Here is a 25,792-nt window from a genome sequence, read left to right on the forward strand (position 1 = left end):
CTTTCAGCAGTATCGCCTGTTTTTCCGCTATCACAAGCAGAGCAAAATCATCATTTTGGGATGGGTCAACGACGACAAGACGAAGCGCGCATACGGTTCAGCGAGCGACGCTTACAAGGTTTTCAGCAAAATGCTCGACAGAAAGCAACCGCCGGACGACTGGGATATGCTGCTTGCTGAAGCTGCCGGTGCCTCGGAAAGGCTCAGTCGAGCCGTTGCCGCCACGCTCGAGTAAGCCAAGACGGCGGCTCGATCATGCCGGACGTCTCGCCCAGCGCCGCGCGCACCATCCCCCAAGCTCATTGCTAAAATACCGCGTCGCCAGCGGTAACAAGCCTCCTCGTTCCGCCCTCATTCACCCGCATGCCGCCTTGCTCGACAAGGCGGCGGCTCGTTTCGTGCTCTCACATACACATGGCCCAATACGTCTTCACCATGAACCGGGTCGGCAAAATCGTGCCGCCCAAGCGTCAGATCCTGAAGGACATTTCGCTGTCCTTCTTCCCCGGCGCGAAGATCGGCGTGCTCGGCCTGAACGGCTCGGGCAAGTCCACCCTCATTCGCATCATGGCCGGCGTCGATCGCGACATCGAAGGCGAAGCCACGCCGATGCCCAACCTGAACATCGGCTATCTGCCGCAAGAGCCGCAGCTCGATCCCGAAAAAACGGTGCGCGAAGCCGTCGAGGAAGGTCTCGGCGATGTCTTCCAAGCGCACAAGAAGCTCGATGAGATCTACGCGGCCTATGCCGAGCCCGATGCCGATTTCGATGCGCTCGCAGCCGAACAGGCCAAATACGAGGCGATCCTCGCAGCCAGCGACGGCGGCAGCCCCGAGCAGCAGCTCGAAGTCGCCGCCGATGCGCTGCGCCTGCCGGCTTGGGACGCGAAGATCGCTCACCTCTCCGGCGGTGAGAAGCGTCGCGTCGCGCTCTGCAAGCTCTTGCTCGAAAAGCCCGACATGCTGCTGCTCGACGAGCCGACCAACCACCTCGACGCCGAATCGGTCGAGTGGCTCGAGCAGTTCCTCACGCGCTTTCCGGGCACCGTCGTCGCCGTCACGCACGATCGCTACTTCCTCGACAACGCAGCCGAGTGGATTCTCGAGCTCGACCGCGGCCACGGCATTCCCTGGAAGGGCAACTACAGCAGCTGGCTCGACCAAAAGGAAGATCGCCTGAAGCAGGAAGAAGCGTCCGAATCGGCCCGCCAGAAAGCGATCAAGAAAGAACTGGAGTGGGTTCGCCAGAACCCGAAGGGACGCCAGGCGAAATCGAAAGCGCGTATCGCCCGCTTCGAAGAGCTGTCGAGCCAGGATTACCAAAAGCGTAACGAGACGCAGGAAATCTTCATCCCTGTCGGTGATCGCCTAGGCAACGAAGTCATCGAATTCAAGAACGTCAGCAAGGCCTATGGCGATCGCTTGCTCATCGACGATCTCAGCTTCAAGATCCCCGCCGGTGCGATCGTCGGCATCATCGGCCCGAACGGTGCCGGCAAGTCGACGCTGTTCCGCATGCTGACCGGGCGCGAGACGCCCGATTCGGGCGAAATCGTGATGGGGCCGACCGTCAAGCTCGCCTACGTCGACCAAAGCCGCGACGCGCTCGACGGCAGCAAGACGGTGTTCGAGGAGATCTCCGGCGGCGCCGACGTGTTGACGGTCGGCAAGTACGAAACGCCGTCGCGCGCCTACATCGGCCGCTTCAACTTCAAGGGCTCGGATCAGCAGAAAAACGTCGGCAATCTGTCCGGCGGCGAGCGTGGCCGTCTGCACTTGGCCAAGACGTTGATTGCGGGCGGCAACGTGCTGCTGCTCGACGAACCGTCGAACGACCTCGACGTCGAAACGCTGCGCGCGCTCGAAGATGCGCTGCTCGAGTTCGCAGGCTCGGTCATGGTGATCTCGCACGATCGCTGGTTCCTCGATCGCATCGCCACGCACATCCTGGCATTCGAAGGCGACTCGCAAGCCGTGTTCTTCGACGGCAACTACCAGGAGTACGAAGCCGACAAGCGCAAGCGGCTCGGCGAAGAAGGCGCGAAGCCCAAGCGCCTGCGCTACAAGCCGATCACGCGCTGAGCGGGTTCATTCAACGTGCGAGCATGCGCGCACGCAGGCATTCGGACGTTCAAATGGCCTGCGTGCGCGCCTCGAGCCACGCCCTCGCCGCGCCGTCCACCAGCGGCGACACACGCGAGCGAACCCGCTCGTGATAGGCGTTGAGCCACGCACGCTCGTCCTCGCGCAGCAGCGACGGCATCACGCAACGCGTGTCGATCGGGCATAGCGTCAGCGTCTCGAACGCGAGGAACGGGCCGAACTCGGTATCCCCGTCGTCACGGCTCAGCACGAGGTTCTCGATCCGCACACCCCATCGGCCCGGCCGATAGACGCCGGGCTCGACCGAGGTGATCATCCCCGCCTCCATCGCCGTATGCGGCTCGGCCGGCGCATAGTGCGAAATCACCTGCGGGCCCTCGTGAACGTTCAGGAAGTAGCCGACGCCGTGCCCCGTGCCATGCCCGTAATCGATCCCCGCATCCCAAATCGGCGCGCGTGCGATCGCATCGAGCATCGGGCTCAGGATGCCGCGCGGGAAGCGCGCGCGCGACAACGCGATCATGCCTTTGAGGACGATCGTGAAATCGCGCTTTTGCGCGTCGCTCGCTTCGCCGACGGGCACGACGCGCGTGATGTCGGTCGTCCCTGTCACGTATTGGCCGCCCGAATCGATGAGCAGGAGGCCTTGGCCTTCGATCGTCGCGTGCGCGGCCGCCGTCGCACGATAGTGTGGCATCGCGCCGTTCGCGTTGAAGCCGGCGATCGTCGCGAAGCTCGGCGAAACGAAGCCGGGCCGGCGCGCACGCGCGGCCGTCAACCGTTCGTCGATCGTCAACTCGGTGATCGTCTCGCGTCCGAGCGCGCTTTCGAACCACGCAAAGAATTCGGCGAGCGCGGCCCCGTCTTGCGCCATCGCCCCGCGCACGCGCTCGGCCTGATCGGGCGTCTTGCGCGATTTCGCGAACGTCGACGGGTTCACCGCTTCGACGATGCGCACGCCCGCCGGCACGGCCTCGCGCAATCCGAACGTCACGCGGCGGGGATCGATCAGAAGTGACGACCCCGCAGGCAGCGCCGCGAGTGCCGCGCGGGCCTGCTCATACGGCGCGACGGCGATGCCGTCACGCGCGAGCGCCTCGCCGATCGCAGCCGATACCTTGTTCTCGCTGGCAAAGAGCCTCGCCTCGTTCAAGCCGACGAGCATATGCGCGACGAACACGGGATTGAAGTTGACGTCGGAACCGCGCAGATTCGTCAGCCATGCCACATCGTCGAGCGTCGAGACGAAATGCCACTGCGCCCCCGCTTCATGCATCGCCGCACGCACGAGCGCGAGTTTCTCCGTCCGCGTCATGCAAGCGTCGTCGAGCGCGTGTTCGTAGACCGGGTTCGACGGCAGCGCAGGACGATCGGCCCAAACCGCCTCGACGAGATCGAGACCGGTGACGAGCGCGATGCCGCGCGTACTGAGGGCGTCCGCAAGGGTCCGTGCAGCCGCGAGGCCGAGCACGGTGCCGTCCACGCCGACGCGCGCCCCGGCCGCGAGCCGCTTCGCGAGCCAATCGACGTGCGCCTGCGCCTGCGGACCGCCCGCTATCTTCATGAGCTCGATGCCGGTTCCCGCCAGTTGCGCCTGGGCCTGGACCCAATAACGGCTGTCGGCCCAGACGCCGGCGAAATCGGCCGTGACGACGAGTGTGCCGGCCGACCCTGTGAAACCCGACAACCATTGGCGCGCTTGCCAGCGCTGCGGCAAATACTCCGACAAATGCGGATCGGAGGACGGGACGACGTAGGCGGCGAGCCCCGCGCGCTTCATCTCGTCACGCAAGCGGGCCAGCCGGCCAGCAACGGACGCGACGGCCGCATCAGGCCGGGAATGAGAGGTAGGACGATCGTTCATCGAAAAACACCTGGTTCATCGGCGCGGCGCGAGACCGACCGAGACGGCGACGGCCACGAGCGCGAGACCCGTGCAGACGGGCCATTGGAGCGTTTCGCCATCGTGGAAGAAGCCCGACACGTCGCCTGCCATTTTCGCGCAAGCGGCGGCGGCGATACCGGCTATCACGGCGATGAGCAGCCCCGAGCGGCGAGCGCGGCGCAACGGATGAAGCCACCAGCCCGCGAGGGCGACGGCGAACCCGAGCACGAAGATGCCTGGCCAGCCCATCAGCGCCTGCCCGCGCCGTGCATCGCTTCGCCGCCGAACGCGAGGCCGCGAAGAAAACCGCCGGATCGGCCCAATTGCATAGTGAATCTCTTATCGTCTCTATTCAAGGAGATGGAACGGGATGGCGCACCGCCGCTCAGCGAGCCTCGGGGCGGAACCGTTATAATAACCGGCTGAAATATCAGCGCCGTCCGCTGGCACGGGCGGCCACGGCACACCCACGTATGCAACTGCTCACGATCGGAATCAATCACCACACGGCGCCCATCGCATTGCGCGAGCGCGTGGCGTTTCCGCTCGAACAGTTGAAGCCGGCGCTCGACGCCTTCCAAGGCTTGTGGCGGGGCCGCCCCTCGCTGGCGGCTCCCGAAGCCGCGATCCTATCCACCTGCAATCGCACCGAGCTCTACTGCGCCACGGACGACCGCACCGCGCGCGAATCCGCGCTGCAATGGCTGTCGAGCTACCACGGGCTGTCCGTGGACGAACTGGCGCCGCATGTGTATGCGCTGCCGCAATCGGAAGCGGTGCGGCACGCGTTCCGGGTCGCGTCGGGCCTGGACTCGATGGTCCTCGGTGAAACGCAGATTCTCGGGCAAATGAAGGATGCGGTGCGCTCGGCCTCCGAAGCCGGCGCGCTGGGCACCTATCTGAACCAGCTGTTCCAGCGCACGTTCGCCGTGGCGAAAGAGGTGCGCGGCAATACGGCCGTCGGCGCGCAGTCGGTATCGATGGCCGCGGCGGCCGTGCGGCTCGCCCAGCGCATTTTCGACAAGATTTCCAGCCAGCGGGTGCTATTCATCGGCGCGGGCGAAATGATCGAGCTTTGCGCCACGCACTTCGCGGCGCAGCAGCCGCGCGAGCTCGTCGTCGCCAATCGTACGATCGAGCGCGGCGCCAAGCTGGCCGAGCGCGTCAAAGGCCACGCGATCCCGCTCTCGGAGCTGCCCGCACGCATGCACGAGTTCGACATCATCGTCTCGTGCACGGCCTCGACGCTGCCGATCATCGGCCTGGGCGCCGTCGAGCGTGCGGTCAAGGCGCGCCGCCGCCGCCCGATCTTCATGGTCGATCTGGCCGTGCCGCGCGACATCGAGCCCGAAGTCGCCGAACTGCAAGACGTCTTTCTCTACACCGTCGACGATCTGGGCGCGATCGTGCGCGAGGGCAACGCGTCGCGCCAGGCCGCCGTCGCTGAGGCCGAAGCGATCATCGAAACGCGCGTGGACAGCTTCATGCAGTGGCTCGACGCGCGCAGTGTGGTGCCCGTGATCCGTCATATGCACACGCAAGCCGACGCGCTGCGCCGCGCCGAACTCGAGCGCGCGATGAAGATGCTGTCGCGCGGCGACGATCCCCCCGCCGTCCTCGAGGCGCTCTCGCAATCGCTGACGAACAAGCTGATCCACGGCCCGACCCACGCGCTCAACCGCGCGAGCAGCGACGAGCGGGCTACGCTCGTCGAGCTGCTCGGCGGCTTCTACGGGCACGCCAAGCGCCCCGGCTCGTCCGAGCATTAGCGGCGCTGCCCGCTCGAAGCGCGCGTAACGCGCTCTCCTGCTTGATCCGTCCACATTCTTCATTCTTTTCGGGGAGCTTCGCTCCGCATATGAAAACGAGCATGCAACACAAGCTCGACCAGCTAACGACGCGGCTGGCCGAACTGAACGACCTCCTGATCCGCGCGGACGTGACGGCCAATCTCGATCAGTACCGCAAGCTCACGCGCGAGCACGCCGAAATCGGCCCCGTCGTCGAGCACTACGGGCTTTGGCGCCAGGCGCGGCTCGACGCCGCGACGGCTCAAGAACTGCTGGCGGATGCCTCCATGCGCGAGTTCGCCGAAGAGGAAGTGCGCGCCGCCCGCGACAAAATGGCGCAACTCGAGGACGATCTGCGCAAGATGCTGCTGCCGAAGGACCCGAACGACGAGCGCAACATCTTCCTCGAAATCCGCGCCGGCACGGGCGGCGACGAATCGGCGCTGTTCGCGGGCGACCTGCTGCGCATGTATCTGCGCTTCGCCGAGCGGCAGCGCTGGCAAGTGGAGATGATGTCGGAGAGCATGTCGGACCTCGGCGGGTACAAGGAAGTCATCGTCCGGATTGCCGGCCAAGCCGCTTACTCGCGGCTCAAGTTCGAATCGGGCGGGCACCGCGTGCAGCGCGTACCGGCCACGGAGACGCAGGGCCGCATCCACACGTCCGCCTGCACGGTCGCGGTCATGCCGGAAGCCGATGAAATCGGCGAAGTCGAGATCAATCCGGCCGACTTGCGGATCGACACGTTCCGCGCGTCCGGCGCGGGCGGCCAGCATATCAACAAGACCGATTCGGCCGTGCGCGTGACGCATTTGCCGACGGGGATCGTCGTCGAATGCCAGGACGACCGCTCGCAGCACAAGAACAAAGACCGGGCGCTGAAGGTGCTCGCCGCGCGCATCAAGGACAAGCAATACCAGGAGCAGCATGCCAAGGAAGCTGCGACGCGCAAGAGCCTCGTCGGCTCGGGCGACCGCTCGGAGCGCATCCGCACCTACAACTTCCCGCAAGGTCGGCTGACCGACCATCGGATCAACCTGACGCTCTACAAGCTCGATGCGATCATGGACGGCGACCTCGACGAACTGATCGCAGCGCTCGTCAGCGAGCATCAAGCCGAGCTGCTCGCCTCGCTCGGCGAGGCCGATTGAGACATCGAAAGGCCATCCGATGACGTCCGGCCCCGCAGCGCCCGCCCCGCCCGCCACGACCGCCAGCGCCTTACTGCGCGGCTCACCGCTGCCCGCGCTCGAAGCGCGCGTGCTGCTGTGCCATGCATTGGGCTGGCGGCGCACCGAACTCATCACGCGCGGCGACGAGCCGCTGGGCGAGCAAGCCGAGGCCGCTTTCCGCGCGCTCGAGGGCAAGCGGGCAGCGGGCGTCCCGATCGCGCAGATCGTCGGTATGCGCGAATTCTATGGCCTCGCCTTCGACGTCACGCCCGACGTCCTCATCCCGCGCCCCGAGACAGAGCTGCTCGTCGAGACCGCGCTGGACGCGATCTCGACGATCGCGCGGCCACGTGTGCTCGACCTCGGCACCGGCAGCGGCGCAATCGCGATCGCCATTGCCGTCGCTCGGCCCGATGCGAGCGTCACGGCCGTCGATCGCTCGCCTGCGGCACTGACCGTCGCCGCGCGCAATGCCGCCAAGCTGCTCGATCCGGCGCGCCCGGGTGGGCCGGTGACCTGGCTCCAGGGCGACTGGTACGGCGCCCTCGCGTCTTGCCCCGAAGCTCGGTTCGACGCGATCGTCAGCAATCCGCCCTACATCGCCGCCCGCGATCCGCATCTCGATGAGGGAGACTTGCGCTTCGAGCCGCGGGGCGCGCTCACGGATGAATCGGACGGATTATCGGCATTTCGCGCCATCATCGCCCACGCAAGCTCGTTTTTGGCCCATGGCGGGCACTTATGGCTCGAGCACGGTTACGATCAAGCTGAGGCAGTCCGGGCCCTATTGATGGCTTGCGGCTTCGAAAACGTCGGATCGCTTCGCGACCTGGCCGGCATCGAGCGCACGACGGGCGGCTCACGCGCCTGATCGGCCGGACTGATCGGTCGCACGGGTGTTCTCCCCCGCATTCCCAATCGTCCGATCTGCCTCTAACATGGTTAGGTGCATCGTCGGCACTGTTATGATTTATCTTCACCTGCGCGCGACATCGGACTTCGCGCACGCACTTGTCAATCGAACCTCGAGCGGAGCCCTCGGTGAAGCGTCCCTTGCCGCCCATTAGCGAACACATGATCGTTCGCGGTACTGAGCTTCACCCCGACGAGCCGTCCGAGCTCACGCAAAGCAAACTATCGCGGATCGCGCTGGACGAAATGTCGGTGCTCGTCGCGCTACTGAGCCCGGCGGGAGTCGTGCTCGAATGCAATCGCAGCGGCCTCGGCCGGATGTCGCGGCGCGAAGCCCGGATCATCGGCCAGCCGCTTGCCGATGCCTTCCCGAGCATCGCAGAGCAGCTCGGTGCGCCCGACGCAGTGCGGGACGCTGTCACGCGGGCCGCGGCGGGAGAGCCCGTGCGCTTCGACCTTGCGGTGCCGTCGGCCGAGTCCGGCAAGCCCGACACCGTGCTCGACGCGACGTTGCGAGCGGTACGCGACGATGCCAGGAAAGTGGCATTCGTGCTGCTCGAAGCAAGGGAGGCGACCCAGCAGCGCAGCAACGAAGCCGCCCTGCTCGCGAGCCGCGAGGAGGCGCATCGCGGGCACGAAGCCTCGGCCCGGCTACAGGAGAGCGAGCAGCGGTTTCGCCTGCTGGTCGACAGCGTCGTCGATTATGCGATCTTCATGCTCGACCGGGACGGCTACGTCACGAGCTGGAACCCTGGCGCGCAACGGATCAAAGGCTATGCCGCGGACGAAATCATCGGCCAGCACTTCTCGCGTTTCTATACGGAGGAGGACCGGCGCAACGGCGTGCCGCAGTCGGTGCTTGCCCGCGCCGCGGAAACAGGCAAGTTCGAAGGCGAAGGCTGGCGCGTGCGCAAGGACGGCTCGCGTTTTTGGGCGAACGTGCTCGTCGATGCGATCGTCGGCCCCGACGGCGAAGTGATCGGCTTTGCGAAGGTCACGCGCGATCTGACCGAAAAGCGCAACGTCGAAGCGCAATTGCGGCAATCGCAGAAAATGGAAGCCATCGGCCAACTGACGGGCGGCATCGCGCATGATTTCAACAACTTGCTGCAAGTCGTGATCGGCAGCCTCGAAGGGCTGCAACGCCGCGTCGGCAGCTTCGAGCAACTGCCGCTCGGCGCGGATATGAAGCGGTTCGCCGACAACGCGCTGCGTGGCGCCGAGCGCGCGGCCAATCTGACGCGGCGCCTGCTCGCGTTCTCGCGCCGCCAAGCACTCGACGCCAAGCCGACCGACGCGAGCAAGCTCGTGGCGGGCATGTCCGACCTCCTGCGCCGCACGCTCGGCGAAGCGATCTCGATCGAAACCGTCAATGCGGCCGAGCTGTGGCGCATTTCGGTCGATGCGAACCAACTCGAAAGCGCGCTGCTGAATCTGGCCGTCAACGCGCGCGACGCGATGCCGGGCGGCGGCAAGCTCACGATCGAGACGGCCAACTGCGTGCTCGACGCACTCTACGTCTCCCGTTTCGAGGGGCTCGAGGCCGGCCCGTACGTCATGATCGCCGTTAGCGACACGGGCGTGGGCATGGCCAAAGATGTGCTCGAGCGGGCCATGGAGCCGTTTTTTACGACGAAGGACGTCGGCCACGGCACGGGGCTCGGGCTGAGCCAGGTGTACGGCTTCGTCAAGCAATCGGGCGGGCACGTGCGCATCTACAGCGAAGTCGGCGAAGGCACGACGGTCAAGCTGTACCTGCCGCGCCTCGCGGGCGAGGGGGCCTGCGACGAGCACCCCGATCGGCGGCCCGTGCCGGCCAGCCGGATCGGCGAGACGATTCTCGTCGTCGAGGACGATGAAAGCGTCCGCACGGCGACGAGCGACATGCTGCGCGAACTCGGCTATCGCGTGGTGATGGCCGAGGACGGGCCGAGCGCGCTGCGTCTCGTGGGCGAGCGGCCCGAAATCCGCCTCTTGTTTACGGACGTCGGGCTGCCCGGTGGCATGAACGGGCGGCAGTTGGCCGATGCCGTGCGCACGACGCGGCCCGAATTGCCTGTGCTGTTCACGACGGGCTACGCGCGCAATGCGATCGTTCACCACGGCAGGCTCGACCCGGGCATTCATCTGCTCTCCAAGCCGTTCACCTATGCCGAACTGGCCGACAAGCTGAGCCGGATGCTCGCCGAGGCGCCCCGCGCGTCGCGCTAGTGAGGCGACCGGGGCCGGCGAAATCCGCTATCATTTCGCTCTATCTTTTCCGTTTAGCGCGTGACGCGCAAACTCAGAAACTCAGGGTCAGTCATGGATACGCAACAACGCATCAAGCAAGTCATCGACGAAAACGCCGTCGTCCTGTTCATGAAGGGCAACGCGCAGTTTCCGATGTGTGGCTTTTCGGGCCGCGCCGTCCAAATTCTGAAGGCCTGCGGCGTCGACGCGTTCAAGACGGTCAACGTGCTCGAAGACGAAGAAATCCGTCAGGGCATCAAGGAATTCTCGAACTGGCCGACGATTCCCCAGCTGTACGTCAAGGGCGAGTTCGTCGGCGGCTCGGACATCATGATGGAGATGTATCAGTCGGGCGAACTGCAGCAGCTGTTCGCCGCGGCCTGAGCCGCGTCAAGCCATCGGTATTCGCCGGCCGATTGCCGATTGGCGGCCAACCCGCCCTCCAAGGTCAAGCCATGTCTTCCGCCAGTGTGCCGCCGCGCCGGCTGATCGTTGCGATCACCGGCGCCACGGGCGCGATCTACGGCGTGCGCCTGCTCGAAAGAATGCGGCGCATCGAAGGGCTCGAAGCACATCTCGTCGTGTCGGGTGCCGGCTGGCTCAATCTTCAGCATGAACTCGGCTTGACGAAGGACGACGTCCATCCGCTGGCCGACGTCGTTCATAGCGTGCGCGACGTCGGTGCGACGATTGCATCGGGTTCGTTTGCAACGGACGGGATGATCGTCGCGCCCTGCTCGATGAAAACGCTGGCGAGCATCGCGCACGGGCTGTCCGACAATCTGATCGCACGCGCGGCGGACGTCACGCTGAAGGAGCGCCGCCGCCTCGTGCTGCTGGCGCGCGAGACGCCGCTCAATCTGGCGCATCTGCGCAACATGACGGCCGTGACGGAAATGGGCGGCGTCGTCTTTCCTCCCCTGCCCGCCTTCTACAACCGCCCGGCGTCGATCGACGAGATGGTCGACGATACCGTGGCGCGCGTCCTCGATATGTTCGCGCTTGGCCCGGCGCGGGCGGCTGCTTGGCCTGGCCTGCGCGAGCAAGACTGAGTGTAACGGGCGGCGCGGGCGGTAAACGCCTGCCCTGGCGCGGTGCGAATGACGTGAGCGTCGGCGATTCGCAACTGCGGTGACACGGTCCGTTTCCCGAAAGCGGGTTTATCGGTCCCGGGCAACGGCTTATAGTCCTCCCTGACACTTCCCCTTATTCTCGGTCGCGCTCGCCGCGACGCCATGCCATGTCCCGCTTGCCTTCGCTTTACCTCTCCCACGGCGCGCCCACGCTGCCGATCGATCCTGCGATGCCGTCGGCCGAATTCGCGACGCTGGCCACGCGCTTGCCGCGACCTCGCGCCATCTTGATGCTCTCGGCGCACTGGGGCACCGATATGCCCGTCGCCAGCACGGCCGATGCGCCCGAAACCATCCATGACTTCTATGGGTTTCCGCGTGCGCTCTACGAGTTGCAGTATCGGGCGCCGGGCGCGCCCGACGTGGCGCGCGAGGCAGCCGCGTTGCTCGGCGCCGCCGGCATTGCCACGCAAGCGCAGCCGCACGGGCTCGATCACGGCGCCTGGGTGCCGTTGCTGCTGATGTACCCGCAAGCCGATGTGCCTGTGGCCCAGTTGTCGATTCAGCCGCACCGCGACCCGGCGCATCATTACGCGGTGGGCCGTGCGCTGCGGCCGTTGGCTGACGACGGCGTGCTGATCGTCGGCTCGGGGCAGATCACGCATAATTTGCGCGCGGCCGACTTCGGCGCGCAACCGAGCGACGCCGATCCGCGCGTAGCCGAATTCACCGATTGGTTCGAAAGCCGCTTGGCGGCGCGCGATATCGAGGCTTTGCTCGACTATCGGCACCTGGCCCCGCATGCGGCCTACATGCACCCCACCGACGAGCACTTGCTGCCGGTGTTCGCGTCGCTCGGCGCGGCGACCGACGACTACACGCTCGAGATTCAATCGCTCGGCACGTTCCAGAAGGTGCTCGCCATGACGAACTACGTTTTCGGCGGCTGACTCGGCGCAGCGGGCCGAATTCAGTACGCAGAGCCGCTGCGCGGCTCCCCCTTGTTTCTCGCTCCGCGGCTCCCCGTTGTTTCTTCATCGATCGCAAAAAACGAAGGCCCGTCCGGAGAACCTCGGGACGGGCCTTCTGCGTGTTGCGTTTCGTCTTTCTTTTGCCTCTCACCCGCGCATGGGCCGCGGGCGGCGTGCGACGTTAGACGCCCACGCCTTCGAGAATGTCTTCTTCCGACTCACGCTCATCGAGATAATGCGTGCGGTAGCCGGTGCTCACGCCCCAGAAGTAGAAAACGAGCGAGATCGCCGCCACGACGAGCATGTCCCAGCCGTACGGCAAAATCCCGATGCCGCCGAACTGCTTGCTGCCGATGACCGACAGCACGGCCATCGTCGGCAGATAGGCGACGAGCCACCAGGCCGCTTTCAAATCGCTACCCCAGCCGCTGAAACCGGCCTTGGCCTGGTAATAGAAGTAGACCGGCAGCGCGACGACCATCAGAAGAATGATCTCGCCCGTGAGCGGCCACTTTGCCCAATAGAGCACGAGCGAGGCGCAGACGAACGCGAACGGCGCGATCAGGTTCATCAGCGGCAGCTTCAGCGGACGCTCGACGTCTTTCGCCGTGCGGCGCAGCGCCATCAGGCTGATCGGGCCCGTCAGGTACGAAATGACGGTCGCCACCGAGATGACGGCGGCCAGCGAGCTCCAGCCGCGGAAGAAGAACATGAAGACGAACGAGACGAGCAGATTGAACCACATCGCGTTGCGCGGCACGCCGTAGAACGGGTGCACGTTGCCGAACATCTTCGGCAGCGTGTTGTTGCGCTCCATCGCGTAGATCATGCGCGTCGTCGTGGCCATGTAGGTCGTGCCGGTGCCGCTCGGGCTCACGAAGGCGTCGACGTAGAGCAGGATCGCAAGCCAGTTCAGGTTCAGCGCAAGCGCGAGCTCGGCGAACGGCGACGCGAAGTTGAAGTGGCTCCATCCCTTGGCGACGTCGGCCGGATTGACCGAGCCGATGTAGGCGACTTGCAGCAGCACGTAGATCACGAGTGCGAGCAGAATCGAGCCGATGACCGCGAACGGCACGCTCTTGGACGGGTTGCGCGCTTCGCCGGCGAGGTTGACGGGACTTTGGAAGCCGTTGAAGCTGAACACGATGCCGCTCGTCGCGACGGCCGTGAACACGGCCGACCAGCCGTACGGCGCGAACGAAGACGAGGTGCCGAAGTTCTCGCTATGGAAGCCCGACACGAGCAAGCCGAGGATCGTGAGGCCCGGGATGATGAACTTGAACACCGTGATGGTCGTGTTCGCGCGCGCGAACACCTTCACGCCCCAGTAGTTGAGCATGAAGTAGACGATCACGAGCAAGGCCGACAAGAACAAGCCCGGTGGCGTCAACGATCCGTTGATGAACAGATTGTGTGCCCACTCGTAGGGCCAGGTGCTCATGTACTGGATCGAGGCCTCGGCCTCGATCGGAATCACCGACACGATGGCGATCCAGTTCGCCCAGGCGCTGATGAAGCCGACGAGCGCACCGTGCGAATAGCGTGCGTAGCGAACCATGCCGCCCGACTCGGGGAACATGGCGCCCAGTTCGGCATAGGTGAGAGCGATGGCGAGAATCACGACGGCGCCGATGATCCACGCACACAAGGCCGCAGGCCCCGCGATCTTGGCCGCCTTCCACGCGCCGAACAGCCAGCCGGACCCGATGATCGAGCCCAGGCCGGTGAGCATCAGCGCAAATGGCCCGATGTTCCGTTGAATAGAACTTTTCACAACCTCTCCTTGGGATGTACGAATGGCGCGCGGGATGGGGGACACGCGCTTATTTCTGCAAGATACGTGCAACCGATGCGAGCTCTGCGGGAGGGGAAACCGCAACTTAGCGCAACCGCATCGCGCGGCGCGTAGTTTACCGGTTGCAATCACTTAAATGGTGCAGAATGATCCGGCACCAACAAAAAAATCCTTCATGAAATGAAAGATTTGTAAGAGCAAGGGCCAGGCCGGTCAGCCGACACGAGATGCTGCGCCGCGAAATTGTGTTGACCGCCGCCTGATTTCGCCGTATAAAGAGCGTGCAGGATTTCAAGTGGCGAGTGTTGATTGGTCTTTCGTAGGTCGCCCCCATCAGGTACTCCGGTTGTCCTTTTACCCTTCCTTGATTTTCGTGCGCTCCCAGGCTTCGGCCTTTTTCACCCAATTTAGGAATTTGTAATATGGAAACCGGTACCGTCAAGTGGTTCAACGACGCTAAGGGCTTTGGCTTCATCACCCCCGATGGCGGCGGCGAAGACCTCTTCGCGCACTTCTCGGAAATCCGCGTCGACGGCTTCAAGACGCTGCAAGAAAACCAAAAAGTGTCTTTCGAAGTGAAGACGGGCCCCAAGGGCAAGCAAGCCGCGAACATCAAGCCGCTGTAAGGCGCTTGGCTGCTCGCTCGGCTCCGGCCGGGCATCGAGCGGTCCAATGATGTATGCGTCGCGAAGCGCCTGGCGCTTCGCACCTCAAAAACCCCGCCGCGTGCGGGGTTTTGCGTTTCCGGTGCCAGTCGATCCGCAGGCGGGCGGCCGCGTTGGCGCTACGCGAAAAGACGTCGCGCGTGGATCCCGAGCCCCGCCGCGACGCTGGCCAGCCGATCCCCGAATACGGGCTTGGCATCGGGGAATGCGGCACTGAGTGCGTTCGTGAGAAAGCGCAGCCCGGTCGTGCCGCCCGTGAAATAGAGCGCGTCGACGTCGCCGAGCGCCACGCCGGCCGCCTTTGCCGTTTCGCGCGCGGCCTGAGCGATGCGTCGCGCCTCTTCGGCGCCAGCGGCGACGAGCCCGGCTTCATCGAATGCGATGCGTAAATCGGCTTCGACGTCGTCGAGGTCGATCGAGGTCTGGCCACCGGCCGCCACGCCGATCTTCGCCTCTTCGGCCCGCGCCGCGAGGGCATGGCCGAGCCGGCGCTCGACCGCGCGCATGAGCCGCTCGTGATGCCGCGCGTCGCGGTACAGGTGCCGCATCAGCGCGAGCTCGCCCATACGCTTGCCGCTGTAGATGGTGTTGATCAGATGCCACGTGGCCAAGTCGAAGTAGATCCGGTTCGGGACCTCACGGCCTTCGGGGTCGAGCGAACGATAGCCGAGTTCGAGCAAGATCGTCTCGAGCTCGACGCGCCGATCGAAGTCGGTCCCGGCCACGTGCACACCATGATGCGCGAGCACGTCGTCCTTGCGCTCGAGCCGCCGCATCCGGTCCGGGCCGACGCGCACGAGCGAGAAGTCCGACGTGCCGCCGCCGATGTCGGCCACGAGCACGAGCGCTTCCCCCTGCAAGCGCGATTCGTAGTCGAACGCGGCAGCGATCGGCTCGTATTGGAAGTGGATCTCGTTCAAGCCCGCCGCCCGTGCGGCCGTCTCGAGCTGCCGCTGGGCGAGGCGGTCGGCTACCGGGTCGTCGTCGACGAAGAACACGGGGCGGCCCAGCACCGCGCGTTCGATCGACGCGCCTGCGCAGGCCTCGGCTTGCCGCTTCAAGAAAGCCACGAAAATCCCGATGACTTCCGTGTACTTGATCGCGCTGCCATCGCCGAGATCCGTCGCCGTCTCCGCCAGCGGGGAGCCGAGGATGCTCTTGAGCGAGCGCATGAGGCGGCCGTCGAAGCCGTCGATGTACTCGGCCAGCGCGGCGCGGCCGTATGCGCGCGTATGCTCGTCGGTGTTGAAGAAGACGGCTGTCGGCAGCGTCGTGTGCGCGCCCTCGACAGGCGCCAGGATCATCGCCTCGCCGCGCGGCAATGCCACGGCAGAGTTGGACGTGCCGAAGTCGATCGCACAATAGGGCATCGCTTGCATCGCAACTCGCTTTATGCGAACAGAAGGGAGCGCTTTTTATCACAACTGACCGTGACGAGCAATCCGTGCGCGCGCCGAGCCCGGCGCAACCGCGCCGTCGGGCACGTAGCTTGCGCCGCAGGCGGACGGCCCGAGGCCAGGCAACCGCCCGACCGTCACCGCCTCCCTCAGGAGAATAGCGAGATGAGCCTGAAGACCGCGGCGCCCCGCTCCGCTTCGCCCGAGCACGTCATCGAAACCGATTTGCCCTCGCGGCTCGATCGCCTGCCTTGGGGGCGCTTTCATACGCTGATCGTCGTGGCGCTCGGCATCACTTGGCTACTCGACGGGCTCGAAGTGACATTGGCCGGCGCCGTAGCCGGGGCGCTGAAGTCGAGCCCCGCATTGCATCTGACCGATGCCGACATCGGGCTTGCCGGGAGCACCTACATTGCCGGCGCCGTGCTCGGCGCGCTCTTCTTCGGCTGGCTGACCGATCGGCTCGGGCGGCGCAAGCTGTTTTTCGCGACGCTCGGGCTGTATCTCGTTGCCACGGCCGCCACGGCGCTCTCGTGGAACTTTGCCAGCTTCGCGACGTTGCGCTTCTTGACGGGCGCCGGCATCGGCGGCGAATATGCGGCCATCAATTCGACGATTCAGGAGTTCACGCCGGCGCGCGTGCGCGGCTGGACCGATCTTGGGATCAACGGGACGTTCTGGGTCGGCGCGGCGATCGGCGCAGGCGGCTCGCTCGTCCTGCTCGATCCGCACATCGTGCCCGGGGACTGGGGCTGGCGCGCCTGCTTCTTCATCGGCGCCGCGCTCGCGCTCGTCATCGTGTTCATGCGCGTCTGGGTGCCCGAAAGCCCGCGCTGGCTGCTCACCCACAACGAGCCGGAGCGCGCGCACGGCGTCGTGGCGGACATCGAAGCGCAGTTTTGCCGCGCGGGCAGCCGGCCGCTGTCCGATGAATTGCGGACGTTGCGATTCGCCCGGCGCGAGAAAACACCGCTCGGCGAGGTCTTCCAATCGCTGTTCGTGACGCACCGGCGCCGCTCGCTCGTGGGACTCTCGCTGATGACGGCACAGGCGTTCTTCTACAACGCCATCTTCTTCACCTATGCCCTCGTGCTGACCGACTTCTATCACGTTCCAGGCGCGGAAGTAGGCTGGTACCTGCTCCCGTTCGCACTCGGCAATTTCCTCGGCCCGATCGTATTGGGCCATGCGTTCGACGTCGTCGGGCGCCGAACGATGATCGCGCTCACTTACGCCCTCTCCGGCTTATTGCTGATCGGCAGCGGCTATCTGTTCGCTGAAGGCATGCTCACCGTGCAAGCGCAGACGGCCGCATGGATGGTGATTTTCTTTTTCGCCTCGGCTGCGGCGAGTTCCGCGTATTTGACGGTGAGCGAATCGTTCCCGCTCGAAATTCGTGCGCTCGCGATCGCCGTGTTCTATGCGTTCGGCACGGCGCTGGGCGGCATCGCGGGTCCTGCCTTCTTCGGCCGGCTCATCGATACGCAACAGCGCAGCGCCGTTTTCGAAGGCTATCTCGTCGGTTCGGCGCTGATGTTGGCGGCGGCCGCGATCGCGGCCGTGTGGGGCGTCGACGCCGAGCGCAAAGCGCTCGAGCAAGTCGCCACGCCCCTATCGGCATTGAGCGACGAGCCGTGAACCGCGCCTTTCGGGAGATTCCCGCAGGGGCCGCGGCCTGTCAGGCCGTCGTCGCGGCCACGCTCGGCACGGCGCCTCGGCGATGGATACGCAGCACGAGCATCGACGCAATCAAGCATAGTCCGCCCGAGATCATCGAAGCGACCGTGTAAGTGCCGAGGCTCGAGCGCAGCAATCCCGCGCCGTAAGCCGCGAACGCCGCGCCCAGTTGATGTCCCGCGACCACCCAGCCGAACACGACCGGCGCGGACTCCTTGCCGAACGCATCCGTCGTGAGGCGCACCGTCGGCGGCACCGTCGCAATCCAATCGAGGCCGTAGAACGCGGCAAACAGCGGCAGGCCGAAGAAGTCGATGCCGAATGCGTGCGGCAGATAAATCAGCGAGAGCCCGCGCAGCCCGTAATACCAGAACAGCAGCACACGACTGTTGAAGCGGTCGGAGAGCCACCCCGAGAGCGTCGTGCCGAACAGGTCGAAGATGCCCATCGCCGCGAGCAGCGAGGCGCCTTGCACTTCGCTGAGCCCGTAATCGCCGCACATGGCGATCAAGTGGGTGCCAATGTAGCCGTTCGTGCTGGCGCCGCAAATGAAGAAGCTGAAGAAGAGGAGCCAGAAATCGCGTGACTTGCTGGCCGATGCAAGCGTGCCGAATGCGATCGCGAGCGGATTTTGCGCGGCGTGTGCGTCGGTGCGAGGCGCATCGTGCGGCTCGCCATAGGGACGCAGGCCGACGCTCGCCGGGCGTTCGGGCAGCAAAAAGGCGACGAGCGGCAACACGACCGCCGCGACGATGGCCACGATCAGCACGACGGGCCGCCAGCCGTGATGCTCGGCCACGGACGCGAGCATCGGCAGAAATACGAGTTGGCCCGTGGCCGAACTGGCCGTCAGCACGCCCATGACGAGCCCCCGCCGCTCGACGAACCAACGATTGACGACCGTCGCCGAAAGCGTCAGCGCCGCGACACCCGTTGCGCCGCCCACCATCACGCCCCAAATCAAAATCATGTGCCACGGCGCCGTCATCAGCGACGACAGCGCGACGCCGCCCGCCATCACCACGAGCGCGATCATGAGCGTGGGCCGCACGCCGAAGCGCTGCATCGACGCCGCGGCGAACGGGCCGGTGAGCCCATACAAGGCGATATTGACCGAGATCGCGAGCGAAATCGTCGCGCGGCTCCAGCCGAACTGATGCTCGAGCGGCACCATCATCACGCTCGGCGTCGCACGCGTCCCCGCGGCGGCGAGCAATACCAGGAACACCACGGCGGCGACGACCCAGCCGTAATGCGCGCGCCCGTTGATTCTTGTTGCGATCCAGTTCATTGGCACTCCGGTTCGACTGCACCCGCCGCCCCTGCCGGCGTATCGGTGCACGTAGTTAGTGTGGCGTACTGCGTCCCGCGGCGTCCTTCAGCCATCCCGCCAGATGTTCGGCACGGCTTGTGACAGACCTGTCACAAATGTGAGTTGCAATGCTAGTTACCGCTCGGTAACATGTCAAGCACGTCAAATTCGTAGTGCGTTTGGACGAAGCGGCAGGCTCCCCCGTCGCGCCCCGTCGAACGGACGATTCCGCCATGAAAGACACATCCGCCGAGGCCTCGCGAAGGCCTGCTCCGAAGGTCCAACCGGCCGCGGGGCGCACGCGCCCCCACACCGATGCGGCCACCGCGCAGCAGTTGCTGCTGCGCGCGGCAGGCGAGCTTTTCTACCAGGAAGGGGTGCGCGCGGTCGGCGTCGATGCGGTCGTCGAGCGTGCGGGCGTCAACAAGATGAGCTTGTACCGGCAATTCGCCTCGAAAGACGAGCTGATCACGGCCTATCTCGAACATACGAATGACCGCTTCTTTGCGAACTTCGAGAAAAGCATCGGCATGCATCCTGGGCAGCCGGTGCGGCAGATCGCGCAATACTTCGAAGATCTGACGCAGCGCGCGTCGCGCGAGGGCTATCGCGGCTGTCCGTTCGTCAACGTCGCGGCCGAGTTTCCCGATCCGGCGCACCCGGCGCGCGAGATCGTCGCGCGCAACAAAGCGGAGCTGACGAAGCGGCTCACCGAATTGACGTCGGCCGCCGGCGCCGACGATCCGGGCGGGCTCGCCGACGCGCTCGCACTGCTGATCGAGGGGGTCTATGCGGCCAGCCAGACGTTCGGGCCGGGATGCGGCCCGATTCTCGCGGCGCCGCGCGTAGTGGCCCTCCTAGTCTCTGCGGCGTGCGCTGCGCGAACCGGCGCGTAAAATGCGGGCCTTCGAGCCTCACACGTAACCGCGTCCGTCTGGGAAACCGAGATGCCCGCACCCATCGCTGCCCCTCGCGAAACCGGCGGCCACGAAGCCGCACCCACCAGCAGCGACGACGTCGTCGCTGCCACGCGGCATTGGCTCACCCGTGCGGTGATCGGGCTCAACCTCTGTCCGTTCGCAAAGGCCGTCCATGCGAAGCAGCAGATTCGCTATGTCGTCAGCGAGGCGAGAACGCTGGAAGAGATGTTGACGGTGCTGGAGGCCGAACTGCACGCGCTCGTGGACACTGATCCCGAGCACGTCGATACGACGCTCGTGATCTTTCCGCACGCGTTCCCCGATTTCCTCGAATTCAACGATGCGCTGTTCTTCGCCGAGCGCCTGCTGAGGCAGTTGCGGCTCGACGGGGAGCTGCAGATCGCGAGCTTTCACCCGCATTATCAGTTCGAGGGTACGGAGCCGGAGGACATCGAGAACTATACGAACCGCGCGCCCTATCCGATCCTGCATTTGCTGCGCGAATCGAGCGTCGAACGCGCAACGCACGTTTTTCCCGATGCGGCCGAGATATACGAGCGCAACCAAGAAACGATGCGCCGCCTCGGCCACGAAGGCTGGCGCACGTGGATGCAATCGCAAGCGGCCTCGGGCGAACCAACGGCCGAGACATCGCTCTCGCCGTCCCGATCCGCGCCAGGTCCGACTCAGTCCCAGTCCGATTAAACGGCCGTAAGAAACCGCTCGCGCAACGAATCGAGGCCGAACGTATCGAGCACCTCGGCCAAGCGCTCGGCGGGCCGCTTGCGGGGCAGATCCTTGTACTGGGCGACGATCAGTTCGTTCTTCATCGAGTGCTCCCAGCCCACGAGTTCCGTCACGGACACCTGATAGCCGTGCGCTTCCAGCTGCAGGCAACGCAGCACGTTCGTGATTTGACTGCCGAACTCGCGCGTATGCAGCGGATGACGGTAGATCTCGGTGAGCGCGTTGCCGAGGGATTTGCCCTTGTTGCGCCTGAGCACACCCGCCACCTCCGCCTGGCAGCACGGCACGAGCACGATAGAGCGCGCGTGCTTTTCGAGCGCGAAGCGAATGGCATCGTCCGTCGCCGTATCGCACGCGTGCAGCGCCGTGACGACGTCGACGGTCTCGGGCAGTCGTGCGGACTCGATTGAATCAGCCACGGAGACATTCAGGAACGACATGGCCTCGAAGCCGAGCCGCGCTGCCAATGCCGCCGATTTGTCGACGAGCTCGGCGCGCGTCTCGATACCGTAGATCCGTGAACCGGTGCCGGGCGGTAGCGACTTGAAAAAAAGATCGTAGAGGATAAAACCAAGGTATGACTTGCCCGCGCCGTGATCGACGAGCGTGACGGCTCCTCGATCGCGCACGACCTCGTCAAGCAGCGGCTCGATGAATTGGAACAGGTGGTAGACCTGCTTGAGCTTGCGGCGCGAGTCCTGGTTCATCTTGCCGTCGCGCGTCAGGATATGAAGCTCCTTGAGCAACTCGACGGATTGGCCGGGGCGAATTTCGTAAGTCTTGTTCGACATGGTGGGACGGCCCCTGACAAGTCGCCGCGAGCGTGCGACAGCCTACAGAAGCGCAGAAACAATCGCGTCAGTTTACCGAAAAGCGCGACAGACGCCCGGAAAACGCAGGAACAGTTTATGCATGGACGCGCGGACCCATTTTTTCAGTCCGGGCAATTGCCAAGCCGCATCAGCGTTCGAATCTGGCCCGGCCGGGGCGGCAACACACCGCGTGGCACGTCCCGGGCGGCCCGAGCATACGCAGTGCCCTGACCGGGGGGGCGGCGAACGACGTGAGCGTGGAAGCCGCAGGCAGCACACAGCGCGCGCAGGCGTGCCGATATGTTACGTAACGTTACGTGGCAGCGGCAACGCCGGGCGACGGCCTCGAGCGGACGGCGAGCAGGCAAAGTTGACGAAAGGACAACAGCAATGGCTACGATACCCAACGGAGACGCGGAGCAGAAGTTTCAAGCGATGCTCGCCAATCTCCTGACGCCGCCGACGGGCTGGTCGGAGAAGCAGCAACTGGAGCTCGAGATGGCGCGCGACATTTCCGTGGAAATGCTGCGGCTCGCCGAATCGATGCGCGATACGGAACCCGGCCTAGAGTCGCTGCTCACGCTGCTCAAGTACGCGAAAGTCGTCGACTTCATCTTGACGACACTCGCCTCTCGGCGCGAGATCCGCCCGCAGACATTGCGCGTCATCTTCAAGCTCGCCGGATTGAAGGTGGACGAAGCCTACCCGGGCTGAGCGATCGCCGAAGCATCCACCCTCCGCGCGCCGCCCGGCGCCGCGGCCTGCATCCCTTTACTTCGCTCCGAGCCGCCAGAGGGAGGTCGTCTCGAGCGAGCGCGCGCGATACAACGGATCCGACGGGTCCGCCGCCTTCGGATGCACCGGCCGGATATCGTCTCGACCGACTACCTTCAATCCCGCCATATCGATCATGGTGTGCAATGCCTCGCGCGAGCGCAATCCCAAATGCTCGGCGAAATCGGACAAGATCAACCATCCTTCGCCTCCCGGCTCCAGGTGCGCGGCGAGGCCGTTCAAAAACCCTCGCAGCATACCGCTATCGGGATCGTATACCGCCCGCTCGATCGGTGAGCTCGGGCGAGCCGGGAGCCACGGCGGATTGCAGACGACGAGCGGTGCGCGCCCCGGCGGAAACAGATCGGCCTCGCATACCTGGACGCGTTCGGTAAATCCGAGGCGGGCGACGTTTTCGCGCGCGCAGGCCAGTGCGCGCGGATCCGCATCGGTCGCGACGACGCGCTCGACGCCTCGCTTGGCCAGCACGGCCGCGAGTACGCCGGTGCCCGTCCCGATGTCGAATGCGAGCGAGCGCGACGGCAGCGGCGCCCTCGCGACGAGATCGACATACTCGCCGCGCACGGGCGAGAACACGCCGTAGTGCGGATGAATGCGATCACCAAGCGCGCCGATCTCGACGCCCTTCTTGCGCCATTCATGCGCGCCGATCAATCCGAGCAATTCCCGCAGAGAAACGACCGACGATTCGCCGGCCGGTGCGCCCGGTTCGCCATACACCTCCGAGCAGGCCTGCTTCACCTCCGGTGCGCGGCGCAAGGGAATCGAATAGTCCGCATCGAGCGGAATCAAGAGCATGCCGAGCGTACGCGCGCGTTGCGCCTGAGCCTGCCGATGCGCGTTGAACGCATCGAGCGGCGACGCAGGCGGCTTGCGCCGCTTGCGGTCGATTCGGCGCGCCATGGCCTGCAAAAGCTGGCGCGCGTTTTGAAAATCGCCCTGCCAAAGCAGCGCAACGCCTTCGCTGGCCTGGCGATAGGCTGCGTCGGCCGTCATGCGGTCGTCCGCTAGGACGACGCGCCGCGGCGGCGCGACGCCGCTTTCGGCACGCCAGCGCGCGCTGAGCTCGAGCGCGCCGTCGGTCCAATGGAGGGTGGGAACGGTCGGGTCTGTAGTCACGAAGCGGATAGCGAAAAGGCAATGGAACGCGGGCGGATGATACGCCCGCCCGGCAACCCGACACGATACCGCGCTTTTGCATCGATGCAGGCCACGCGGGCGTTTTTCCCTCGCAGTGCCGTCACTGTGCCGTCACTGCGCCGCCGCTACGCCGCGCCGCTTGCCAGCCATGCTCGCGCCCGCCGGCAGCGGCAACACCGCGCCTTGAAGCAACAGGCGCGTCGCCGCATCGGCGTCGAGCGGCTTGCTGAACAGAAACCCTTGCGCATCGACGCAGCCGAGTTCGAGGAGGAATGCGCGCTGCGCGGGCGTCTCGACGCCTTCCGCGATGACGTCGAGCCCGAATGCGCGGGCCAGCGTCACGACGGCGGTGGCGATCGCGCCCGAATCGCCGGCGCCGATGCCGCGCACGAACGCGCGATCGATCTTGATCCGATCGACGGGCAACGCACGCAGCTGCCCGAGGCTCGAATAGCCCATGCCGAAATCGTCGATTGCCACCCGCATGCCGCCGCGCCGGAATTCGGCGAGCCGGCGCGCCGATGCTTCGGGGTTCTTCATCAGCGCCGTTTCGGTCACCTCGAGCTCGAGCAGGGAAGGATCCATGCCCGTTTCCTCGATGACGCGCCGAAACGTCGCGACGATGTCGCCCCGCAGCAGTTGGAGCGGCGAGACGTTCACGGAAATCGGAATCGGCTTGGCCTGCAACTCGCGCCACGCGGCAACCTGCTTGCAGGCAGCACGCAGCACCCATTCGCCGAGTTGAGCCACGAGCCCCGACGCCTCGGCCACCGCGACGAAATCGGCGGGGTTCATGATCCCGTGGTCGTCGTCGCGCCAGCGCACGAGCGCTTCGAGCCCGCGTACTTCTCCGGTGCGCATGTCGACTTGCGGCTGAAAGTTCAAGTGCAGCTTGCCGCCTTCGATGGCCTTCCTCAAGCGCCCCGATAACTTGAGCCGCGCGTCGGCATCGCTGCGCATCCGGTGGCGATAGAACTCGAAGCAGTTGCGCCCGCGCCCCTTGGCCACGTACATCGCCATGTCGGCCGCGCGAATCAGCGCTTCGGCGTCGTCGCCGTCCTCGGGAAACATGCTGATGCCGATGCTCGCGCCGACCACGAGCTCGTGCTCGCCCACGACGATCGGCTCCGCCAACGCTTGGAGCACCGCCGCGGCGAGGGCGTCGTAGGATTCGCCCCCGTCCAGCTCGCGCACGATGACAAACTCATCGCCCCCATAGCGAGCCGCGAGCGCGTCGTGCCCCGCACACAGCGCGAGCCGGGAGGCGACCTCGACGAGCAGCCGATCGCCGACGTTGTGCCCGAGCGCATCGTTGACCGTCTTGAACGCATCGAGATCGATGAACAGCACGTGCAGATGTTGCGAGCGCGTCATCATCGCCTGCAGCTTCGCCGTGATCGTCATCCGGTTCGACAAGCCGGTAAGGCTGTCGCGCTCGCTGAGCTCACGCAGCCGCGCCGAGCGCTCGGTGAGCTTCATGTAGACGTCGTGTGTCGTCTTGGCGAGCACGAGCGGATAGCAAAGAACGACCGGCACCCATGCGGCCGCGATGTGAAGCGCCATCTCACGTTCGACGTGCGGCCCGAAAACGACGAGACCGGCTCCGGCACCCAATGCCGTGGCGATCAACCCATAGCCGAACAGCCGCCATCCCCCCGCGGCCATGTTGTCGATCCAGAACATCAGAAAGACGACGACAGAGGCAATCGGCGCGAAATGCACGGCCGCGACGAACCAGCCGCCGTTGATCGAGTCGATCATGAAATTCCAGCGCTCGCGCAGCAGAGGGTGGCGAGCGTTGCGTACGTGCAGATAGGCGAGGTGGGGCCAGACGAAACAGACGCTCGCGACGGCGGCGATCGCCCATGCGTGCGCATGCTGCGTGTGCAGCAAAAGCAGCAACGGAAAAAAGCCGACCGCATAGCCGAAGAGCCGCAGCACGTAGATGCGGCGCACGAATCTCGCGCCTTTGCGCGAGTTTTCCGCGCGATAGACGAGAGGTGCCGTGGTCAGCCGTGGCGACTCATGGTGCATGTCGAGAGTAGTGCAGCGCGGAAGCGCCGGCCTGGCGCCGCCGCACATCGGGAAGCGACGTGTTCATTGTGCTAACGGCCATTCGTCCTAAAAGTTTAGACAAAAGATTGCGCCCACGCATAGCAGTGCATCATTCGCGGCGCACCGTGCCGCAGCCCATCGTACCAAACGAAAAACGCTGCATGGCGCACCGTCGGCGAACGAAGGTGCATGTCCGCCATCGACGTTTCGCAGCGACGAATGGGAGGCATCGTCTCACGGCAAACCCATTGCCCGCGCGGCACCCTCCCCGTCATCGGAAGGAATTTCCTCCTCGATCAGTCGACGCCCTTTCCTACCAGAAAAGTGAGGAGTACGAAC

At 65.2% G+C, this 25,792-nt stretch carries 22 protein-coding genes; 14 read left to right on the top strand and 8 right to left on the bottom strand.

The window, feature by feature from the left end; translation table 11 throughout:
• On the top strand, positions 1-235 hold a 235-nt coding region (locus tag ACTHNZ_RS13460; RefSeq protein WP_440542998.1), incomplete at its 5' end, for a type II toxin-antitoxin system YhaV family toxin.
• A 179-nt stretch (positions 236-414) separates the two neighbouring features.
• Positions 415-2,082 (top strand): energy-dependent translational throttle protein EttA, encoded by a 1,668-nt coding sequence (gene ettA / locus ACTHNZ_RS13465; RefSeq protein ID WP_440542999.1) that lies wholly within the window; start codon positions 415-417, stop codon positions 2,080-2,082.
• A 49-nt stretch (positions 2,083-2,131) separates the two neighbouring features.
• Here ettA and ACTHNZ_RS13470 read toward each other — a convergent pair whose 3' ends face one another.
• On the bottom strand, positions 2,132-3,967 hold the full coding sequence (locus tag ACTHNZ_RS13470) for an aminopeptidase P family protein (RefSeq protein ID WP_440543000.1): 1,836 nt from the start codon (positions 3,965-3,967) through the stop codon (positions 2,132-2,134).
• 15 nt (positions 3,968-3,982) lie between these two features.
• Positions 3,983-4,237, bottom strand: a complete 255-nt coding sequence (locus ACTHNZ_RS13475) for a hypothetical protein (protein ID WP_440543001.1) — start codon at positions 4,235-4,237, stop codon at positions 3,983-3,985.
• 224 nt (positions 4,238-4,461) lie between these two features.
• Here ACTHNZ_RS13475 and hemA point away from each other — a divergent pair, with 224 nt between their 5' ends.
• The 7 genes from hemA to ACTHNZ_RS13510 all read left to right on the top strand — a co-directional run bounded on the left by hemA (position 4,462) and on the right by ACTHNZ_RS13510 (position 12,117).
• Positions 4,462-5,757, top strand: coding sequence for a glutamyl-tRNA reductase (hemA, locus tag ACTHNZ_RS13480; RefSeq protein ID WP_440543002.1), 1,296 nt, complete (start codon positions 4,462-4,464; stop codon positions 5,755-5,757).
• An 89-nt stretch (positions 5,758-5,846) separates the two neighbouring features.
• Positions 5,847-6,929 carry a peptide chain release factor 1 gene (gene prfA, locus ACTHNZ_RS13485; RefSeq protein WP_440543003.1) on the top strand — a complete coding sequence of 361 codons (1,083 nt, stop codon included), beginning with the start codon at positions 5,847-5,849 and terminating at the stop codon, positions 6,927-6,929.
• Positions 6,930-6,948: 19 nt separating this feature from the next.
• Complete coding sequence (gene prmC / locus ACTHNZ_RS13490; RefSeq protein WP_440543004.1) at positions 6,949-7,821, top strand: peptide chain release factor N(5)-glutamine methyltransferase; 873 nt, start codon at positions 6,949-6,951, stop codon at positions 7,819-7,821.
• A 170-nt stretch (positions 7,822-7,991) separates the two neighbouring features.
• Positions 7,992-10,073, top strand: a complete 2,082-nt coding sequence (locus ACTHNZ_RS13495; protein WP_440543005.1) for a PAS domain-containing protein — start codon at positions 7,992-7,994, stop codon at positions 10,071-10,073.
• A 93-nt stretch (positions 10,074-10,166) separates the two neighbouring features.
• The gene (grxD, locus tag ACTHNZ_RS13500) at positions 10,167-10,478 is read left to right on the top strand and encodes a Grx4 family monothiol glutaredoxin (RefSeq protein ID WP_440543006.1); all 312 of its coding nucleotides are present in this window, start codon (positions 10,167-10,169) and stop codon (positions 10,476-10,478) included.
• Between the two features lie 71 nt (positions 10,479-10,549).
• Positions 10,550-11,146, top strand: a complete 597-nt coding sequence (locus ACTHNZ_RS13505) for a UbiX family flavin prenyltransferase (protein WP_440543007.1) — start codon at positions 10,550-10,552, stop codon at positions 11,144-11,146.
• Positions 11,147-11,334: 188 nt separating this feature from the next.
• Positions 11,335-12,117 carry a DODA-type extradiol aromatic ring-opening family dioxygenase gene (locus ACTHNZ_RS13510; RefSeq protein ID WP_440543008.1) on the top strand — a complete coding sequence of 261 codons (783 nt, stop codon included), beginning with the start codon at positions 11,335-11,337 and terminating at the stop codon, positions 12,115-12,117.
• Positions 12,118-12,319: 202 nt separating this feature from the next.
• Here ACTHNZ_RS13510 and ACTHNZ_RS13515 read toward each other — a convergent pair whose 3' ends face one another.
• A complete protein-coding gene (locus tag ACTHNZ_RS13515) occupies positions 12,320-13,912 on the bottom strand; it encodes an APC family permease (RefSeq protein WP_440543009.1) in 1,593 nt (530 codons plus the stop codon).
• A gap of 443 nt (positions 13,913-14,355) precedes the next feature.
• Between ACTHNZ_RS13515 and ACTHNZ_RS13520 the strand changes: the two genes are divergently transcribed.
• Positions 14,356-14,559, top strand: coding sequence for a cold-shock protein (locus ACTHNZ_RS13520; RefSeq protein ID WP_102645243.1), 204 nt, complete (start codon positions 14,356-14,358; stop codon positions 14,557-14,559).
• Positions 14,560-14,717: 158 nt separating this feature from the next.
• On the opposite strand, the gene ACTHNZ_RS13525 is transcribed toward ACTHNZ_RS13520, so the two are convergent.
• Positions 14,718-15,968 (bottom strand): Hsp70 family protein, encoded by a 1,251-nt coding sequence (locus tag ACTHNZ_RS13525; protein ID WP_440543030.1) that lies wholly within the window; start codon positions 15,966-15,968, stop codon positions 14,718-14,720.
• 192 nt (positions 15,969-16,160) lie between these two features.
• Here ACTHNZ_RS13525 and ACTHNZ_RS13530 point away from each other — a divergent pair, with 192 nt between their 5' ends.
• Complete coding sequence (locus tag ACTHNZ_RS13530) at positions 16,161-17,633, top strand: MFS transporter (RefSeq protein ID WP_440543010.1); 1,473 nt, start codon at positions 16,161-16,163, stop codon at positions 17,631-17,633.
• Between the two features lie 40 nt (positions 17,634-17,673).
• Here the strand turns inward: ACTHNZ_RS13530 and ACTHNZ_RS13535 are convergent, their stop codons facing one another.
• The gene (locus ACTHNZ_RS13535) at positions 17,674-18,963 is read right to left on the bottom strand and encodes an MFS transporter (protein WP_440543011.1); all 1,290 of its coding nucleotides are present in this window, start codon (positions 18,961-18,963) and stop codon (positions 17,674-17,676) included.
• A gap of 254 nt (positions 18,964-19,217) precedes the next feature.
• Between ACTHNZ_RS13535 and ACTHNZ_RS13540 the strand changes: the two genes are divergently transcribed.
• Complete coding sequence (locus ACTHNZ_RS13540) at positions 19,218-19,880, top strand: TetR/AcrR family transcriptional regulator (protein WP_440543012.1); 663 nt, start codon at positions 19,218-19,220, stop codon at positions 19,878-19,880.
• 51 nt (positions 19,881-19,931) lie between these two features.
• Positions 19,932-20,609 (top strand): DUF1415 domain-containing protein, encoded by a 678-nt coding sequence (locus tag ACTHNZ_RS13545; RefSeq protein WP_440543013.1) that lies wholly within the window; start codon positions 19,932-19,934, stop codon positions 20,607-20,609.
• Here ACTHNZ_RS13545 and ACTHNZ_RS13550 read toward each other — a convergent pair.
• Complete coding sequence (locus ACTHNZ_RS13550; RefSeq protein ID WP_440543014.1) at positions 20,606-21,442, bottom strand: class I SAM-dependent methyltransferase; 837 nt, start codon at positions 21,440-21,442, stop codon at positions 20,606-20,608. The genes ACTHNZ_RS13545 and ACTHNZ_RS13550 overlap by 4 nt on opposite strands.
• Positions 21,443-21,853: 411 nt before the next feature.
• Between ACTHNZ_RS13550 and ACTHNZ_RS13555 the strand changes: the two genes are divergently transcribed.
• Positions 21,854-22,177, top strand: coding sequence for a DNA-binding protein (locus tag ACTHNZ_RS13555; RefSeq protein WP_440543015.1), 324 nt, complete (start codon positions 21,854-21,856; stop codon positions 22,175-22,177).
• A gap of 57 nt (positions 22,178-22,234) precedes the next feature.
• On the opposite strand, the gene ACTHNZ_RS13560 is transcribed toward ACTHNZ_RS13555, so the two are convergent.
• Positions 22,235-23,377 carry a methyltransferase gene (locus ACTHNZ_RS13560; protein ID WP_440543016.1) on the bottom strand — a complete coding sequence of 381 codons (1,143 nt, stop codon included), beginning with the start codon at positions 23,375-23,377 and terminating at the stop codon, positions 22,235-22,237.
• Between the two features lie 132 nt (positions 23,378-23,509).
• The gene (locus tag ACTHNZ_RS13565; protein ID WP_440543017.1) at positions 23,510-25,354 is read right to left on the bottom strand and encodes a putative bifunctional diguanylate cyclase/phosphodiesterase; all 1,845 of its coding nucleotides are present in this window, start codon (positions 25,352-25,354) and stop codon (positions 23,510-23,512) included.
• Between the last annotated feature and the right edge of the window lie 438 nt (positions 25,355-25,792).

This window comes from Trinickia sp. (assembly GCF_051953955.1).
Lineage (GTDB): Bacteria > Pseudomonadota > Gammaproteobacteria > Burkholderiales > Burkholderiaceae > Trinickia.

Bases quoted from the DNA above. Each gene is read 5' to 3' on its own strand.
- ettA (WP_440542999.1), top strand. From the start codon at position 415: ATGGCCCAATACGTCTTCACCATGAACCGGGTCGGCAAAATCGTGCCG.
- ACTHNZ_RS13470 (WP_440543000.1), bottom strand. From the start codon at position 3,967: ATGAACGATCGTCCTACCTCTCATTCCCGGCCTGATGCGGCCGTCGCG.
- ACTHNZ_RS13475 (WP_440543001.1), bottom strand. From the start codon at position 4,237: ATGGGCTGGCCAGGCATCTTCGTGCTCGGGTTCGCCGTCGCCCTCGCG.
- hemA (WP_440543002.1), top strand. From the start codon at position 4,462: ATGCAACTGCTCACGATCGGAATCAATCACCACACGGCGCCCATCGCA.
- prfA (WP_440543003.1), top strand. From the start codon at position 5,847: ATGAAAACGAGCATGCAACACAAGCTCGACCAGCTAACGACGCGGCTG.
- prmC (WP_440543004.1), top strand. From the start codon at position 6,949: ATGACGTCCGGCCCCGCAGCGCCCGCCCCGCCCGCCACGACCGCCAGC.
- grxD (WP_440543006.1), top strand. From the start codon at position 10,167: ATGGATACGCAACAACGCATCAAGCAAGTCATCGACGAAAACGCCGTC.
- ACTHNZ_RS13505 (WP_440543007.1), top strand. From the start codon at position 10,550: ATGTCTTCCGCCAGTGTGCCGCCGCGCCGGCTGATCGTTGCGATCACC.
- ACTHNZ_RS13510 (WP_440543008.1), top strand. From the start codon at position 11,335: ATGTCCCGCTTGCCTTCGCTTTACCTCTCCCACGGCGCGCCCACGCTG.
- ACTHNZ_RS13520 (WP_102645243.1), top strand. From the start codon at position 14,356: ATGGAAACCGGTACCGTCAAGTGGTTCAACGACGCTAAGGGCTTTGGC.
- ACTHNZ_RS13525 (WP_440543030.1), bottom strand. From the start codon at position 15,968: ATGCCCTATTGTGCGATCGACTTCGGCACGTCCAACTCTGCCGTGGCA.
- ACTHNZ_RS13530 (WP_440543010.1), top strand. From the start codon at position 16,161: ATGAGCCTGAAGACCGCGGCGCCCCGCTCCGCTTCGCCCGAGCACGTC.
- ACTHNZ_RS13535 (WP_440543011.1), bottom strand. From the start codon at position 18,963: ATGAACTGGATCGCAACAAGAATCAACGGGCGCGCGCATTACGGCTGG.
- ACTHNZ_RS13540 (WP_440543012.1), top strand. From the start codon at position 19,218: ATGAAAGACACATCCGCCGAGGCCTCGCGAAGGCCTGCTCCGAAGGTC.
- ACTHNZ_RS13545 (WP_440543013.1), top strand. From the start codon at position 19,932: ATGCCCGCACCCATCGCTGCCCCTCGCGAAACCGGCGGCCACGAAGCC.
- ACTHNZ_RS13550 (WP_440543014.1), bottom strand. From the start codon at position 21,442: ATGTCGAACAAGACTTACGAAATTCGCCCCGGCCAATCCGTCGAGTTG.
- ACTHNZ_RS13555 (WP_440543015.1), top strand. From the start codon at position 21,854: ATGGCTACGATACCCAACGGAGACGCGGAGCAGAAGTTTCAAGCGATG.